Raw genomic sequence first — 15,418 nt, forward strand, 5'->3', positions numbered from 1 at the left:
CTGGCAGGAAAGCTGGGCGGGGAGGGCGAGCGAAGGCGAGCGTGCACGAGGACGATGACCGCGGCGTGGCCGCTCACGCCATCGCGTCGGCGGCGGCCGGCGCCGCCTGGCGCTGGCGCAGCACGCGGTTGGCCACGTCCAGCCAGGCCAGCGCGCTGGCCTCGATGATGTCGCGGCTGGTGCCGGTGCCGTCGTACTCGACCTCGCCGTGGCGCACGCTGAGGTTGGCCTCGCCGCGCGCGTCGGCGCCGATGCCGACGCTGTGCACCTGGTAGCTGTCCAGCACCAGCTGCACGCCGGTGGCGGCCGACAGCGCGGCGAACAGCGCGTCCACCGGGCCGTCGCCCTCGGCGCGCTCGCTGACCCGCTGGCCGTCCGGATCGGACAGCTCGACCTGCGCGCTGGCGCGCTGGCCGCGGTCGCTGACGGTCATCGACGACAGCCGGTAGCCCTGGCTCTCCGGCGCGTCCTGCATCATCGCCTGCAGGTCGGCGTCGTTGACCACGCGCTGCTGTTCGCACAGCGCCTTGAACGCGTCGAAGGCGATGTTCAGTTCGGCCTCGTCCAGCACGTAGCCCAGCGCACGCAGGCGCTGCTCGACCGCGGCGCGGCCGCTGTGGCGGCCCAGCACCATCTGCGAGGACTCCCAGCCCACGTCTTCCGGGCGCATGATCTCGTAGGTGCCGCGGTGGCGCAGCATGCCGTGCTGGTGGATGCCCGACTCGTGGGCGAAGGCGTTGCCGCCGACGATTGCCTTGTTGCGCTGGACCGGCATGCCGACCAAGCGCTGCAGCAGCTGTGAGGTGGCGACGATGCGCGGCGTGTTGATCGCGGTATCCAGCTCGTAGAACGCGTTGCGCACCTTCAGCGCCATCGCGATCTCTTCCAGCGCGCAGTTGCCGGCGCGCTCGCCGATGCCGTTGATGGTGCATTCCACCTGCCGCGCGCCGCCTTCCACCGCGGCCAGCGAGTTGGCCACGGCCAGGCCCAGGTCGTTGTGGCAGTGGGTGCTGAACACCACGCGGTCGGCGCCGGGCACGCTGGCGATGATCCGCGCGAACATGCCGCGGATCTCTTCCGGGGTGGTGAAGCCGACGGTGTCGGGCAGGTTGATGGTGGTGGCGCCGGCGGCGATCGCCACGCTGGCGACCTCGGCCAGGAAATCCTCCTCGGTGCGGGTGGCGTCCTCGGCCGAGAATTCCACGTCGTCCACGTACTGGCGCGCCAGCGATACGTGCTTGCGCACCGACTCCAGCACCTGCTCGCGGGTCATGCGCAGCTTGTGCTCGCGGTGCAGCGGGCTGGTCGACAGGAACACGTGCAGGCGCGGATTGGCTGCCGCTTCCAGTGCCCGTGCCGAGGTCTCGATGTCGGCGGCCAGGCAGCGCGACAGCACCGCCAGGGTCGGCGTGCGCAGCTCGCGGCCGATCAGCGCCATCGCCTCGCGGTCGGACTGCGAGCTGGCCGGGAAGCCGGTCTCGATGATGTCCACGCCCAGCTCGGCCAGGGCGCGCGCCATCACCAGCTTCTGCGGCGGGGTCATGCTGCAGCCGGGGGATTGCTCGCCGTCGCGCAGGGTGGTGTCGAAAATGCGGATGCGGGGGGTCTGGGAAGAAACGGAAGTGTTCACCAGATGGGTTCCTCTACGGCGGCGGTGGCTTGCGGATGGGGATGCGGGGACGGCGCGATGCGGGCAGGAGCGGGCGGGGCGGGACGTTGGCTGCGAAGTCGCTCGGCGCTGCGGCGGCGCGGCTTGCGCGGCGGGCGCGGGCGCACCTCCGACAGCAGCGTCGCCAGCACGCCGGCGTCGATGTTGCCACCGGACACCACCGCGCACTTGCGCTTGCCGGCGACGCGGCGCCCGGCCGCCAGGGCCAGCGCGCCGGCGCCCTCGGCGATGACGTGCTCCTCCAGCGCCAGGCGGACCAGCGTTTCGCGCAGTTCCGCCTCGCGCACGATCACCACATCGTCGAGCAGGCTGGCGCACAGCCGGCGGGTGATGAACCCGGGGATTTTAACCTTGACGCCGTCGGCCAGGGTGGGCACCGGATCCACGGCGCGGACGTCGCCGCGGATCGCCCGCGCCATCGAGTCCACGCCTTCGACCTGGGCACCGACCACGCGTACCCCCTGCGAGCGCAGCGCCAGGGCCACGCCGGAGGCCAGGCCGCCGCCGCCGATCGGCACGATCACCACGTCCGGGGCGTGCGCGGCCAGTTCGATGCCGACGGTGCCCTGGCCGGCGATCACGTCCGGGTCGTCGAAGGCGGACAGGAAGCGGTAGCCGTTCTGTTCGGCCAGCTCGCGGGCGAAGGCGAAGGCCTCGTCGTAGCTGTTGCCGTGCTGGCGCACCGTGGCGCCCCAGTGCGCGACGCCGGCGATCTTGGTCTGCGGTGCGCCGTGCGGCATCACCGTGATCGCCTGCACGCCCAGCCGGTGCGCGGCCCAGGCCACGCCCTGCGCGTGGTTGCCGGCGGAGGCGCAGATCACCGCGCGCTCGTCGCCGCGTTCCAGCCCGGCCAGCAGCGCGTTGAGTGCGCCGCGCACCTTGTAGGAGCCGGTGCGCTGCAGGTTTTCCAGTTTCAGCCAGACCCCGAAGCGCTCGGCGTAATGCACTGGCGTCGGTGGCAGGTAGCGGCGCAGCCGCGCCTGCGCGGCCAGCACGTCGGCCACGCTGACGGCGACGTGGCCTACATCCGGCTCCTGCGCAGGGCGACCGGCGTCAGACATGGTGGGGCCGGGAGCGGGGAGTGGGGAGTGGGGATGCGCAGCGGGAATCCTGGGCGCAGGCGAGAAGAAGCGACCTCCGTTGAAGAAGATGCCTCCGCATGGCAGTACGGCGCAGGCGCGGCAGGACCGCCATGCACGCCGGGACGTTGGGATGCGCGCCCAATCCCGACTTCCCACTCCCGAATCCCGGCGCCATCACGCTACGCCGTCCAGCGCGGTCACGCGCACCGATTCGCAGTCGTAGACCTTCTCCATCTGCAGGCGCAGGGTCTCGCCGGGACGGTTGCCGTCCACCACCAGTTGCAGGTGCCAGCGGCCGGCGTCCTCGGCCACCGGCGCGCCGCTGATCGAGATCGGCGCGAAGCCGCGGCGTTCGGCCATGCCGATCGCGCGCAGCAGGGCGCCGTCGATCGGTTTCAGCACCAGGTCAAGCTGGTAACGCATGTGTCGTCTCCTGGCGCTGGGCAGCGGGATTGCTTTCCAGCATGGTGCTGTTGGCGGTGTTCGGCGGCACCAGCGGCCACACGTTGGCGCGTGCGTCGATGGCCACGTGCAGCAGCGCCGGGCCCGGCTGCGCCAGCAGCTCGGCCAGCGCGTCGTCGACCTGCCCGCGAGCGGTGATGCGCTTGGCCGGGATGCCGAACACCTGCGCCAGCGCGGCGAAATCCGGGTTGTCGGACAGGTCGATCTCGCTGTAGCGCTCGGCGAAGAACAGTTCCTGCCACTGCCGCACCATGCCCAGCGAACTGTTGTCCAGCAGCACGATCTTCACCGGCAGCTTGCAGCGGGCGATGGTGACCAGCTCCTGCACGTTCATCATGAAGCTGCCGTCGCCGCTGACCAGCACCACGGTGCGGTCGGGGCAGGCGAACTGCGCGCCCATCGCCGCCGGCAGGCCGAAGCCCATGGTGCCCAGCGCGCCGCTGGTCAGGTGATTGCGCGGGTGGTTGAAGCGGCAGTGCTGGGCGACCCACATCTGGTGCTGGCCGACGTCGCAGGCGATCACGGTGTCGGCCGGGGCCAGTTCGCTCAGCCGCTTCAGCAGGCCGGGCGCGTAGATGTCCTGCCCGGGTGCGTCGTAGCGCGCGCCGAACTTCTCGCGGTGGGCGACGCAGCGTGCGTGCCACGGCTCGCAGGTGCTGGTGGCCGCGGCCAGCGCGCGCAGCGACTGCGCCACGTCGCCGGGCACGGCGATATCGGCCTGGCGCAGCTTGGAGATCTCGCAGGCGTCGGCGTCCAGGTGGATGACCCGGGCGAACGGCGCGAACTCGGCCAGCTTGCCGGTGGCGCGGTCGTCGAAGCGCGCGCCGACCACGATCAGCAGGTCCGACTCCTGCACCGCCATGTTGGCGGCGCGGGTGCCGTGCATGCCGAGCATGCCCAGGTAATGCGGATGCGCGTGCGGCAGCGCACCCAGGCCGCGCAGGGTCAGCACGGTGGGGATGCGGGTGGCCTCGACGAACTGGCGGAACGCCTCCACCGCATCGCCCAGGGCGATGCCGCCGCCGCCGTAGATCACCGGCTTCTCGGCGCCGGCGATCGCCGCCAGCGCCTCGGCCAGCACCGCGTCCTGCGGCGCCGGCGGGGTCGGCACCGCCGCCGGCACGTGCGCCGGCAGATGCGAAGCGTCGGCCAGCTGCACGTCCTTGGGCAGGTCGATCAGCACCGGGCCAGGCCGCCCTTCGCGGGCGATGCGGAACGCGTCGCGCAGCACCTGCGGCAGGTCGTCCACGTGCCGCACCAGGAAGCTGTGCTTGACGATCGGCAGGGTCAGCCCGAACACGTCCAGTTCCTGGAACGCGTCGGTGCCCAGCAGCGGCGTGGCGACCTGCCCGGTCAGGCAGATCATCGGCACCGAGTCGAGCATCGCATCGGCGATGCCGGTGACCAGGTTGGACGCGCCCGGGCCGGACGTGGCGACGCACACGCCGACCCGTCCGCTGGCGCGGGCGTAGCCGTTGGCGGCCAGCGCCGCGCCTTGTTCGTGGCGGACCAGGATGTGCTTGAGCTGGCTGTCTACCAGCGCGTCGTAGAACGGCATGATGGTGCCGCCCGGATAGCCGAACAGCGTGTCCACGCCTTCGGCTTCCAGGGCCTGCGTCAGCCAGCGCGCGCCGTTGCGGGGCGTGCCGTGAGCGGAGGAGTTCATACGGTGGCGACCTTTCGGTGGAAGCGGGTGGGGGAGCCGCGGGTTACGCGGCCTTGGTGCCGCCGGCGGCCGGCGCGGCAGCGGCGTCGCCGTTGAGCCACACCATCTTGGCGCGCAGCTGCTTGCCGACCGTTTCGATCGGGTGGTCCAGGTCGGCCTGCTTGAACTTCTTGTAGTTCGGCAGGCCGGCGTCGTACTCGGCCACCCAGTTCTTGGTGAAGGTGCCGTTCTGGATGTCGGTCAGCACGTCGCGCATGCGCTCCTTGGTGGCCGCGTCGATCACTCGCGGGCCGCTGACGTAGTCGCCGTACTGCGCGGTCTCGGAGACGAACTCGAGCATGCGGGTGATGCCGCCTTCGTAGAACAGGTCGACGATCAGCTTCAGTTCGTGCAGCACTTCGTAGTAAGCGATTTCCGGCTGGTAGCCGGCTTCCACCAGCACTTCGAAGCCGGCCTGCACCAGCGACGAGGCGCCGCCGCACAGCACCGCCTGCTCGCCGAACAGATCGGTCTCGGTCTCTTCCTTGAAGGTGGTCTTGATCAGGTTGGCGCGCGCGCCGCCCAGGCCGGCGGCGTATTCCAGCGCGAACTGCTCGGCCTTGCCGCTCTTGTCCTGGTACACCGCCCAGATGCACGGCACGCCGCGGCCGATCTCGTACTCGCGGCGCACCAGCGCGCCCGGGCCCTTCGGCGCGACCAGCACCACGTCCAGGTCGGCGCGCGGCTTGATCATGTCGAAGTGCACGTTCAGGCCGTGCGCGAACAGCAGGCACGCGCCCTGCTTCATGTTCGGCGCCAGCACTTCTTCGTACAGCTTCTTCTGCACCATGTCCGGGGTCAGCACCGCGACCAGGTCGGCGTCCTTGACCGCCTCGGCGGGGCTCTTCACCACGAAGCCGTCGGCCTGCGCCTTGGCTTCGGTCGGGCCGCCGGCACGCAGGCCGATGGTGACGTCGAAGCCGGACTCGCGCAGGTTCAGCGCGTGCGCGCGGCCCTGGCTGCCGTAACCGACGATGGCGATCTTGGTGGTGGGCTGGGCGGAACTGGTCATGGGGCGGATGTCCTTGAACGGTGTTGGAGTGGAGAGGGGTCTTGCATTCGTGGTCACTGAAACGAAAAACCCCGCGCCGTTGCCGGTGCGGGGTCTGATCGAATCCTGGCTGCTTGTCGCTTACACGCCGGTTCGTCCCGCACTTGTGGGCGAGGTAATAAGCACGAGTACGAGGAGCGACGCGGCAGCGTCCGCGCGCAATGCGGCGGGCTGGTGGGTCGGCTTCGGGCGGGTGTGGCGCTGCAACATGCAGCGAGATAAACATGGGCTTTGCGCGACTGTCAACTGTGTCGCGGGCCCTTCTGCACGAATGTGCCGAAAGCCGCGCCAGCACTGCATGGTTACGCATGAAACGGAGGCGGCGCGGGCGGCGAATGGCGCCAATTGCGCGGAAATCCGGCGATTGCCAAGGGCGCGATGTGCACGCGTGCGCGGCACCGCCCGCCGCACTCGGGTACGGTGGGCGTCCCTGTTTCCGGAGAGCCGCGCATGTCCGTCTCGCTTCCTTCCCTGGCGCGCCTGGCGCTGGCACTGGCGCTGGCCACGTCGGTGCCGGCGCAGGCCGCCGACCGCATCACCGGCCAGCCGTTCGCCACCCGCTCGGAAGTGATCGCCCCGCACGCCATGGCCGCCACCTCGCAGCCGCTGGCCACGCAGATCGCGCTGGACACGATGCGTGAGGGCGGCTCGGCGGTGGACGCGGCGATCGCCGCCAACGCCGCGCTGGGGCTGATGGAGCCGACCGGCAACGGCGTCGGCGGCGACCTGTTCGCCATCGTCTGGGATCCGAAGACGCAGAAGCTGTACAGCTACAACGGCTCCGGCCGCTCGCCCAAGGCGCTGACCCTGGCCGAGTTCCAGCGCAGCGGGCTGAAGGAGATCCCGGCCACCGGCCCGCTGCCGGTGTCGGTGCCCGGCGCGGTCGACGGCTGGTTCGCGCTGCACGAGCGTTTCGGACGCAGGACGATGGCGCAGAACCTGGCGCCGGCGATCCGCTACGCCCGCGACGGCCATCCGGTGGCCGAGACCATCGCCTACTACTGGGGCCTTTCGGTGCCGCGGCTGTCGCAGTACCCCGGCTTCAAGGAGCAGTTCACCATCGACGGCCGCGCCCCGCGCAAGGGCGAGCTGTGGAAGAACCCGAACCTGGCCAACACCCTGCAGCAGATCGCCGACGGCGGCCGCGACGCGTTCTACAAGGGGCCGATCGCGCGCACCATCGATGCCTACTTCAAGGCCAATGGCGGCTTCCTGCGCTACGAGGACCTGGCCAGCCACCACGGCGAATGGGTCGAGCCGGTGTCCACCAACTACCGCGGCTACGACGTGTGGGAGCTGCCGCCCAACAGCCAGGGCATCGCCGCGCTGCAGATGCTCAACATCCTGGAGGGCTACGACTTCTCCAGGATCCCGTTCGGCTCGGCCGAGCACGTGCACCTGTTCACCGAGGCCAAGAAGCTGGCCTTCGCCGACCGCGCGCGCTTCTATGCCGACCCGGCGTTCCAGCCGGCGCCGCTGGCGCGGCTGATCTCCAAGGACTATGCCGCGCAACGGCGCGCGCTGATCTCGATGGACCGCGCGCTGAAGGAGGTGCAGCCGGGCACGCCGAAGCAACTGGAAGAGGGCGACACCATCTACCTGACCGTCGCCGATGCCGACGGCATGATGGTGTCGCTGATCCAGTCCAACTACCGCGGCATGGGCAGCGGCATGGCGCCGCCGGGGCTGGGCTTCATCCTGCAGGACCGTGGCGAGATGTTCGTGCTGCAGAAGGACCACCCCAACGGCTATGCGCCGGGCAAGCGTCCGTTCCAGACCATCATCCCCGCGTTCGTGACCAAGGACGGCAAGCCGTGGCTGAGCTTCGGCGTGATGGGCGGGGCGATGCAGCCGCAGGGCCACGTGCAGATCCTGATGAACCTGATCGATTTCCACATGAACCTGCAGGAGGCCGGTGACGCACCGCGGATCCAGCACGACGGCTCCACCGAGCCGACCGGGCAGGCCACCGCGATGCGCGACGGCGGCGAGCTGAACCTGGAGACCGGCTTTTCCTACGACACGATCCGCGCGCTGATGCGCAAGGGTCACCGGGTGATCTTCGCCGACGGCCCGTATGGCGGCTACCAGGCGATCGCGCGCGATCCGGACAGCGGCGTGTACTACGGCGCCTCGGAGAGCCGCAAGGACGGGCAGGCCGCCGGGTATTGAGGAAACGCCGCAGCTGGTCCGGGACGCGGGGCCCGCAAAAGCGAGGGCGGGCAGGCACAACGCGATCCGGCCGCTACGTCCGGTTCGCGCGCGCCAGGCGGCGATCGTGCGCCGCGCGGCCGCCTCGGCGTGATGCCGCGGCGGGCGTCCTGGCCGGCCGACCCATGATGGCGATCCCGTTTGCGCGTGCGGCGGCTGCAACGGCAGGTGGGCGACCCGATACCATGGCCGCAGCACTGAGGAAGACGCCGATGGCCTTGTTTTCACGCAGTCCCGATGCCGACGCCGCGCCCGTTGCCGGTTTGCCGGATGCCCCGATCGCGCTGTTGCGGCTGGAGCCCGACGGTCGCGTGAGTGCCGCCAACCGTGCCGCCCTGGACCTGCTGGGCGTCCCGGCCGAAACGCTGCTTGGCGCCGCCAGCGAGGCGGTCTGGGGCTTGCCGCTGTCCGCCCTGGTCGACAGCGAAGGCAGTTGGCAGGCGCCGGGGGACGATCCCGCGCGGCGCGTGCGCTACCAGCGCGACCGCGATCGTGGCGGCCAGGGCTGGCTGCTGTCGCTGCCGCATCCGGAAACCGCGGCACTGTTGCGCGACGCCGCGCTGCTCGGCGAGGGCCAGCCGCAGGGGGCGACCAGCCCGGCGCTGCAGGCGCTGGCGCAGCGGATCCAGGAGGGGGCGGTGGCGCAGGCGCTGCTGGATCGGGTCGGCGAGCGGCTGACCGGCTGCGATCTGGATCTGGGGCTGCAGACGCCGCTGTCGGCGCAGGAGACCGAGGCGATGCCGGGACGGCGCCTGTCGGCCGGCTTCGGCAACCTGGCCGAGGCGATCCGCCAGGCGGTGGCGTTGTCGCTGCAGATCGCCGCCGACGTGCCGCACGTGGTCGCCGAGAACGACGAACTGGCGCGGCAGTCCCAGACCCAGCTGGATGCGCTGCAGACCGTGCTGGGCACCACCCGGCAGTTGCTGCAGAGCCTGCAGGAGACGGACCGCGATCTGCGCGCGGTGATCGCAGTGGCGGCCAGCGCCGACGACAGCGCCCGCCAGGGCGTGGAGGCGGCGCACAGCCTCGGTCAGGCGATGCAGGAGCTGGCGCGGCGTTCGGCGCGCGCCAACCAGGTCATCGAGGTGATCGATGCGGTCGCGTTCCAGACCAATATCCTCTCGATCAACGCCAGCATCGAAGCGGTGCATGCCGGCCCGGCCGGGCGCGGGTTCGCGGTGGTCGCCACCGAGATCCGGCAACTGGCCGACCGCGCCGCCAACGCGGCGCGCGACGTGCGCAGCATCATCGGCGAGACCGGTGCGGCGCTGCAGGACAGCGCCGCCTCGGCGCAGCGCACCGAACAGGTGCTGGGCGGCATCGGCGAGTTGCTTGGCCGCGCCAGTACGGCGATGGAGGCGGTGGCCGGACGCATCGCCACGCAAAGCGGGGAGATCGGCGGCATCGGCCGCGCCGTGGAGCACGTGGTCGGGCTCAGCCGCAGCAATCTGCAGCACGCCGCGCAGGTGCTCCAGCGCAGCGCCGACCTGGCCGCCGGCAGCGAGACCCTGCACGACTGCGTGAACCTGTTCCGGCTGCCCGCCGATCCGATGCGGCAGCCACGGCATGCGCGCGTGCGCGATCTGGCGCAGGCGGCCGCGGTCAGCATCGGCCTGGCCCTGGAGGCCGCACTGGCGCGCGGGCGGATCGGCGAGGATGCGCTGTTCTCCACCGACTACGTGCCGATCCCCGGCATCGACCCGCCCAAGTACCGCACCGCGTTCGATGCGTTGTGCGACGAGCTGTTGCCGCCGCTGCAGGAGCCGTTGCTGGCCGCGCATCCGTGGATCGTGTTCGCGATCTGCGCCAACGTCGACGGCTATGTGCCGACCCACAATCTGCGCTTCAGCCAGCCGCTCAGCGGCGACCGCGCGCGCGATCTGGTCGGCAACCGCACCAAACGCATCTTCGCCGATCGGGTCGGCCGCAACGTCGGCCGCCACACCGCGCCCTATCTGCTGCAGGTGTACCGGCGCGATACCGGGCAGATCCTGTTCGATCTGTCGGTGCCGGTGCATGTGCGCGGGCGCCACTGGGGCGGCCTGCGCGTGGCCTACATGCTGGAATGAGCCATCGCCCGCGCGGGCAAAAAAATGCCGCCGGTGGTGCCGGCGGCAATGAGAGAGAGAGCGTGGATTCTTGTCCGTCCAGCCTAGGTCGGCCGCGTGGTCGCGGTTTGTCGCCGGTGGCAATCTGTGTCGCGGCGCTGACACATGGGCGCGGCGGCTGTGCTGGCGTTCAGTCCGCGCCGGTTGGCGGCCAGCGGCGGAAACGGGTCTAATAGCCGCAGAAGCGGGGGTACCGCGGCGCAGGCCGCGGTTGAGACAGTCCCTTCGAACCTGATCCGGCTGATACCGGCGTAGGGAAGCTTCGCAAGTCCGCTGCCGGCGCGTGCGCGTCCGTGGCGGGCCCGCGCCGCCGCTTCGTCCGAGATGCGAGTCCGCTCGCACCCGTCCCGCGTTCCCCCGCGGGTCACCCAACCAGGACGAACGCCGATGAATGCCGTACCCAACCCGCTGCAGCAGCAGACCGATACCTTGTCCGCGGCGGTGACCCGCCCGATCCCCGGTTCGCGCAAGATCTTCGTGCAGGGCTCGCGCGCCGACCTGCAGGTGCCGATGCGCGAGATCGCGCTGACCCGCACGCCCACCGTGTTCGGCGGCGAGGAGAACGCCCCCATCACCGTCTACGACACCTCCGGGCCCTACACCGACCCGCAGGCGCGGATCGATCTCGGCGCCGGCCTGGCGCCGCTGCGCGCGGCCTGGATCGCCGAGCGCGGCGACAGCGTGGCGCTGGCCGGGCTCAGTTCGCAGTTCGGCCGCGCGCGCGAGGACGATGCGCGCCTGCAGGCGGTGCGCTTCCCCGCACGGCGCCTGCCGCGGCGCGCCCGCGATGGCGCCAACGTCACCCAGATGCATTACGCGCGGCGCGGCATCGTCACCCCGGAAATGGAATTCGTGGCGATCCGCGAGAACCAGCGCCTGCAGGACCTGCACGATGCGCAACTGCGAATGCAGCATCACGGCGAGGCGTTCGGCGCCGCGATCCCGCAGCAGATCACGCCCGCGTTCGTGCGCGACGAGATCGCCCGCGGCCGCGCCATCCTGCCGTGCAACATCAACCATCCGGAAAGCGAGCCGATGATCATCGGCCGCAACTTCCTGACCAAGATCAACGCCAACATCGGCAATAGCGCGGTCAGTTCCGGCATCGCCGAGGAAGTGGAAAAACTGGTGTGGGCGATCCGCTGGGGCGGGGACACGGTGATGGACCTGTCCACCGGCAAGCACATCCACGAGACCCGCGAATGGATCGTGCGCAATTCGCCGGTGCCGATCGGCACCGTACCGATCTACCAGGCGCTGGAGAAGGTGGACGGCCGCGCCGAGGAACTGACCTGGGAGATCTTTCGCGACACCCTGATCGAGCAGGCCGAACAGGGCGTGGACTACTTCACCATCCATGCCGGCGTGCTGCTGCGCTACGTGCCGCTGACCGCAAAACGCGTCACCGGCATCGTCTCGCGCGGCGGCTCGATCCTGGCCAAGTGGTGCCTGGCGCATCATCGCGAGAACTTCCTCTACACCCACTTCGAAGAGATCTGCGAGATCATGAAGGCCTACGACGTGGCCTTCTCGCTCGGCGACGGGTTGCGCCCGGGCTGCATCGCCGACGCCAACGACGCCGCCCAGTTCGGCGAGCTGGAGACGCTGGGCGAGTTGACCAAGGTCGCCTGGAAGCACGACGTGCAGACCATGATCGAAGGCCCCGGCCACGTGCCGATGCAGTTGATCAAGCAGAACATGGACAAGCAGCTGCGCGAGTGCGGCGAGGCGCCGTTCTACACGCTGGGGCCGCTGACCACCGACATCGCCCCGGGCTACGACCACATCACCTCGGCGATCGGCGCGGCGATGATCGGCTGGTTCGGCACCGCGATGCTGTGCTACGTCACGCCGAAGGAGCATCTGGGCCTGCCCAACCGCGCCGACGTGCGCGACGGCATCATGGCCTACAAGATCGCCGCGCACGCCGCGGACCTGGCCAAGGGCCACCCGGGTGCGCAGGTGCGCGACAACGCCTTGTCCAAGGCGCGCTTCGAGTTCCGCTGGGACGATCAGTTCCATCTCGGCCTGGATCCGGAGAAGGCGCGCGAGTTCCACGACGAGACCCTGCCCAAGGACGCGCACAAGCTGGCGCACTTCTGTTCGATGTGCGGGCCGCACTTCTGCTCGATGAAGATCACCCAGGACGTGCGCGACTACGCCGCCGAACACGGGGTCGATGCGGAAGCGGCCTTGCAGGCCGGCATGGCGGAGAAGTCGGCGCAGTTCCTGGCGGCCGGCGCGCAGGTGTACCGCGCCGAGTGACCTGTGGCGGTCGGCGCGTGTGCGCATGCGCCGGTCCAACGCCACGCCTGCCGTGCGCTCGCACGGCAGGTGCGGCCGGCATCTTCGGTCGTGACGACGGCGCCATGCACACGCCCGTCTATCATGCGCGCTGGTCGCCACAGGGAATGTCCCATGCTGCGCTATGCGTTCGCGCTGCGTCGCCATCCGTCCGCGCTGCTGCTCGGCGTGCAGTTGCTGGGCGTGCTGCTGTATCCCTGGATGGAGGACACCGCCGCCGGGCGCGCGCTGTTCGGTGCGTTCGGCATCGTGGTGCTGTCGCTGGCGCTTTGGGTGGTCAACCGCGGACCCACGGCACTGTGGATCGCCTGTTGCCTGGCGCTGCCGTCGGTGGCGCTGTCGATCGCCGCGGCGCTGCTCGGCAATCCGGCGATGACCGTGTGGGCGCAACTGCTGGAAAGCCTGCTGTACTTCTATACCGCCGGCAGCCTGATCGCCTACATGCTGCAGGACCATGTGGTCACCCGCGACGAACTGTATGCCGCCGGTGCCACCTTCACGCTGCTGGCCTGGGCCTTCGCGTTCGTCTTCGCGGTGTGCCAGCAATGGTGGCCGGGCAGCTTCACCGCGGCCGTGGACCCGTCCTCGCCGCGGACCTGGATGGAACTGCTGTACTTGAGCTTCAGCGTGCTCTCCGGCGTGGGCCTGAGCGACGTCGTGCCGGTGCAGCCGTTCGCGCGGGCGCTGGTGATGCTCGAACAGTTCGCAGGGGTGATGTATATCGCCCTGGTGGTGTCGCGGCTGATTGGGCTGAGCGTCACGCGCAAGTTGTGAAGCGCTCAATGTGGTGAACTAGGCCATTCCCTGTTGCGCGAGGCCTTTGCGGCTGGCGCGCTGCGATGCGTCGGTGTACATCCGATCCTGGCCAAGACCGGCCACCGCTTGGTGGCTCCGATGCAGTTTTGATGCGGGCTGTTGCTGGCTGGTGCTGGTTGTGTGGTGGTGGTTCGCGCGCGGCCCGGTGGCGCCTGTCGATAGCGCCGAACAGGAGTGTGTGCTGGACGGCCCTCAAGCGCGTGTATTGGCGATCACCGCCCTGTCCGTGTTCAAGTTGGAGCAGGCACTGTCTCCGAACGGCACGCAAGTCACGTATGTCGCACGCATTGACGGCAGCGATCGCACGCCGTTGCTGGTGCCGCCGCGCGGCGCGGCCGCCGGCAGTACCGCGCGGTGCTCGCTGGGCGTCCGTGCCCGCGGCGAGTCCGACCGCCTGCCCGAAGGCGCATGCATCGCCTTCGCCCGGCTCGGCATGAACCGGCAATACGGGTGATGCTGGTGCAGTCCGAAGAACGCACGCCTGCAAGCGAGGTCACGCTTCGACGAGAGTGAATCGTTCATTTTTAGGCTGGGGTGCCGATGGTGTTCGCTAGCAGGAACCGGCGCGTGGCAGGGTGGCGTCATGTGTTGGATCTGGGCAGCGAAAGCTGAACAACCTTGGACTATGCGGTCGTCGTTGGCGATTTCGATTATGCGCCGCGCCATCCCGGCAGCGGCGCAGCCGACGCGCGGTGCAGGAGCTACGCAGGGCGCATCTACCGCGCTATTGAACGTCTGACGGTGCATGGAGCCTTCGGTCGGCGCACGCGGCAGCAGGCCGCGCGCGCCACGGCCGGGCTCAGGCCGAAGTCAGCCCCATCAGGTTTTCGGCGTGTTCGCGCCAGGTCGGCAGCTTGCTCAGCATGCCGGTCTTGGACAGGTACTCCTCGTCCACCTCCGAGCCGCTGGCCAGGGCCATCGCCACGTGTACCGCGCCGGTGACCCAGAAACTGCGGGTGCTGGAGCGCTGCGGCTGGCGATGGAAGGCCACCGCCTCGATGATCGGCATCGGCAGGCCCCACAGGCCGAGCAGGTAGGCGCCGGCCTCGGCGTGGCCCGGGCGGGCGTCGTCGGCATCGACGGGCGGCTCGCGCTCGTCGCGCACGCCCGGCAGCAACAGGCCGATGTCGGCCAGCAGCGCCGCTGTCGAACCCAGTTCGACGCTGGACGCCGGCAGCATCTTCGCGGCCAGCTTGGACGCCAGCAGGGAGCGCTGCTGCAGCGCGTTGCGCTCGGCGTTGGACAGCGCCTGCACCGAGAACACTTCGCTGGCCAGCACCAGGTCGCGCAGGGTGGCGGTGCCCAACCGGGTCACGGCGGTGCGCAGGTCGGAAATGGTGCGGCCGTTGGAGAAGAACGCCGAGTTGCACAGCTGCAGCACCTTGGCCGCGATCGCCGGGTCGGCCGAGACCAGCTTGGCCAGGTCGGCGGCGTTGCTGCCTTCGTCCTGCTCCAGCGCGTGCATCAGGCTCAGGTACAGATGCGGCGGCGAGGGCAGCTTCTCGATGCGGCCGATGCTGGAGCGCAGGCGCGGGTTGCCCAGCAGTTCCTGCAGTTCTTCCAGGCTGGTGACCGCCTCCAGCAGCATCTCAGGCGACAGCGGCAGCGGCAGGAACCGGTGCGCCACGCCGATGATCCGCGCCGGCGGCGCGCGATTGCTCTGTTCGGCCTCGATCAGCGCGATGCGGATGGTTTCCGGGCTCAGCGTGCGGATCTGGCCGAGCAGGGTGGCAGTGGTGAGGTCCGGCAGCGTCGGCGCGGCGATCACCGCATCCAGGCGCACGGTGGCTGCCGCGGCGATCGCGGCATTGCCGTCGGCGACGCTCTGGACCTGCCAGTCGTCGCCCAGATCGCGAATGTATTCAGTGACTTCGGACGGAAGGCTGGCTTCGTCGCCGACGAACAGGATGCGCAAGAGACTGTCCCCCAAAAAGAGCCGGATCGCGGACGGACCGGGCTCGCTGATGCCATGACGCAATGTACCGCAAACCCCGAAGCGCGGCGCCCCGG

The 15,418-nt window shown here is 70.0% G+C and carries 11 protein-coding genes and 1 riboswitch; of the genes, 5 read left to right on the plus strand and 6 right to left on the minus strand.

The window, feature by feature from the left end:
• Nucleotides 1-73: 73 nt before the first annotated feature.
• The 5 genes from AC1G9L_RS05440 to ilvC form a co-directional block, all read right to left on the minus strand.
• Nucleotides 74-1,630, minus strand: a complete 1,557-nt coding sequence (locus tag AC1G9L_RS05440; protein WP_481070434.1) for a 2-isopropylmalate synthase — start codon at nucleotides 1,628-1,630, stop codon at nucleotides 74-76.
• A complete protein-coding gene (locus AC1G9L_RS05445) occupies nucleotides 1,627-2,730 on the minus strand; it encodes a threonine dehydratase (protein WP_481070435.1) in 1,104 nt (367 codons plus the stop codon). The genes AC1G9L_RS05440 and AC1G9L_RS05445 overlap by 4 nt, the downstream gene beginning before the upstream one ends.
• Nucleotides 2,731-2,925: 195 nt before the next feature.
• Nucleotides 2,926-3,174 carry an ACT domain-containing protein gene (locus tag AC1G9L_RS05450; protein WP_010343388.1) on the minus strand — a complete coding sequence of 83 codons (249 nt, stop codon included), beginning with the start codon at nucleotides 3,172-3,174 and terminating at the stop codon, nucleotides 2,926-2,928.
• Nucleotides 3,158-4,879, minus strand: a complete 1,722-nt coding sequence (gene ilvG, locus AC1G9L_RS05455; protein WP_481070436.1) for an acetolactate synthase 2 catalytic subunit — start codon at nucleotides 4,877-4,879, stop codon at nucleotides 3,158-3,160. The genes AC1G9L_RS05450 and ilvG overlap by 17 nt, the downstream gene beginning before the upstream one ends.
• A 43-nt stretch (nucleotides 4,880-4,922) precedes the next feature.
• A complete protein-coding gene (gene ilvC, locus AC1G9L_RS05460) occupies nucleotides 4,923-5,930 on the minus strand; it encodes a ketol-acid reductoisomerase (protein WP_010343386.1) in 1,008 nt (335 codons plus the stop codon).
• A gap of 489 nt (nucleotides 5,931-6,419) precedes the next feature.
• Between ilvC and ggt the strand changes: the two genes are divergently transcribed.
• The 5 genes from ggt (at nucleotide 6,420) to AC1G9L_RS05485 (ending at nucleotide 13,862) form a co-directional block, all read left to right on the plus strand.
• Nucleotides 6,420-8,141 (plus strand): gamma-glutamyltransferase, encoded by a 1,722-nt coding sequence (ggt, locus tag AC1G9L_RS05465; RefSeq protein ID WP_019800451.1) that lies wholly within the window; start codon nucleotides 6,420-6,422, stop codon nucleotides 8,139-8,141.
• Between the two features lie 251 nt (nucleotides 8,142-8,392).
• Complete coding sequence (locus tag AC1G9L_RS05470) at nucleotides 8,393-10,249, plus strand: methyl-accepting chemotaxis protein (RefSeq protein ID WP_481070437.1); 1,857 nt, start codon at nucleotides 8,393-8,395, stop codon at nucleotides 10,247-10,249.
• Nucleotides 10,250-10,464: 215 nt separating this feature from the next.
• Nucleotides 10,465-10,564, plus strand: a riboswitch (TPP riboswitch).
• A 111-nt stretch (nucleotides 10,565-10,675) separates the two neighbouring features.
• Nucleotides 10,676-12,553, plus strand: a complete 1,878-nt coding sequence (gene thiC, locus AC1G9L_RS05475; RefSeq protein WP_481070438.1) for a phosphomethylpyrimidine synthase ThiC — start codon at nucleotides 10,676-10,678, stop codon at nucleotides 12,551-12,553.
• Nucleotides 12,554-12,706: 153 nt separating this feature from the next.
• Nucleotides 12,707-13,366: an ion channel gene (locus AC1G9L_RS05480; RefSeq protein ID WP_019799177.1), complete on the plus strand. Its 660-nt coding sequence runs from the start codon at nucleotides 12,707-12,709 to the stop codon at nucleotides 13,364-13,366.
• A gap of 247 nt (nucleotides 13,367-13,613) precedes the next feature.
• Complete coding sequence (locus tag AC1G9L_RS05485) at nucleotides 13,614-13,862, plus strand: hypothetical protein (protein WP_019799178.1); 249 nt, start codon at nucleotides 13,614-13,616, stop codon at nucleotides 13,860-13,862.
• A gap of 345 nt (nucleotides 13,863-14,207) precedes the next feature.
• Here the strand turns inward: AC1G9L_RS05485 and AC1G9L_RS05490 are convergent, their stop codons facing one another.
• Nucleotides 14,208-15,323 carry an HDOD domain-containing protein gene (locus AC1G9L_RS05490; RefSeq protein WP_010343377.1) on the minus strand — a complete coding sequence of 372 codons (1,116 nt, stop codon included), beginning with the start codon at nucleotides 15,321-15,323 and terminating at the stop codon, nucleotides 14,208-14,210.
• Nucleotides 15,324-15,418: the final 95 nt, after the last annotated feature.

Source organism: Xanthomonas sp. NCPPB 1132, assembly GCF_056629235.1.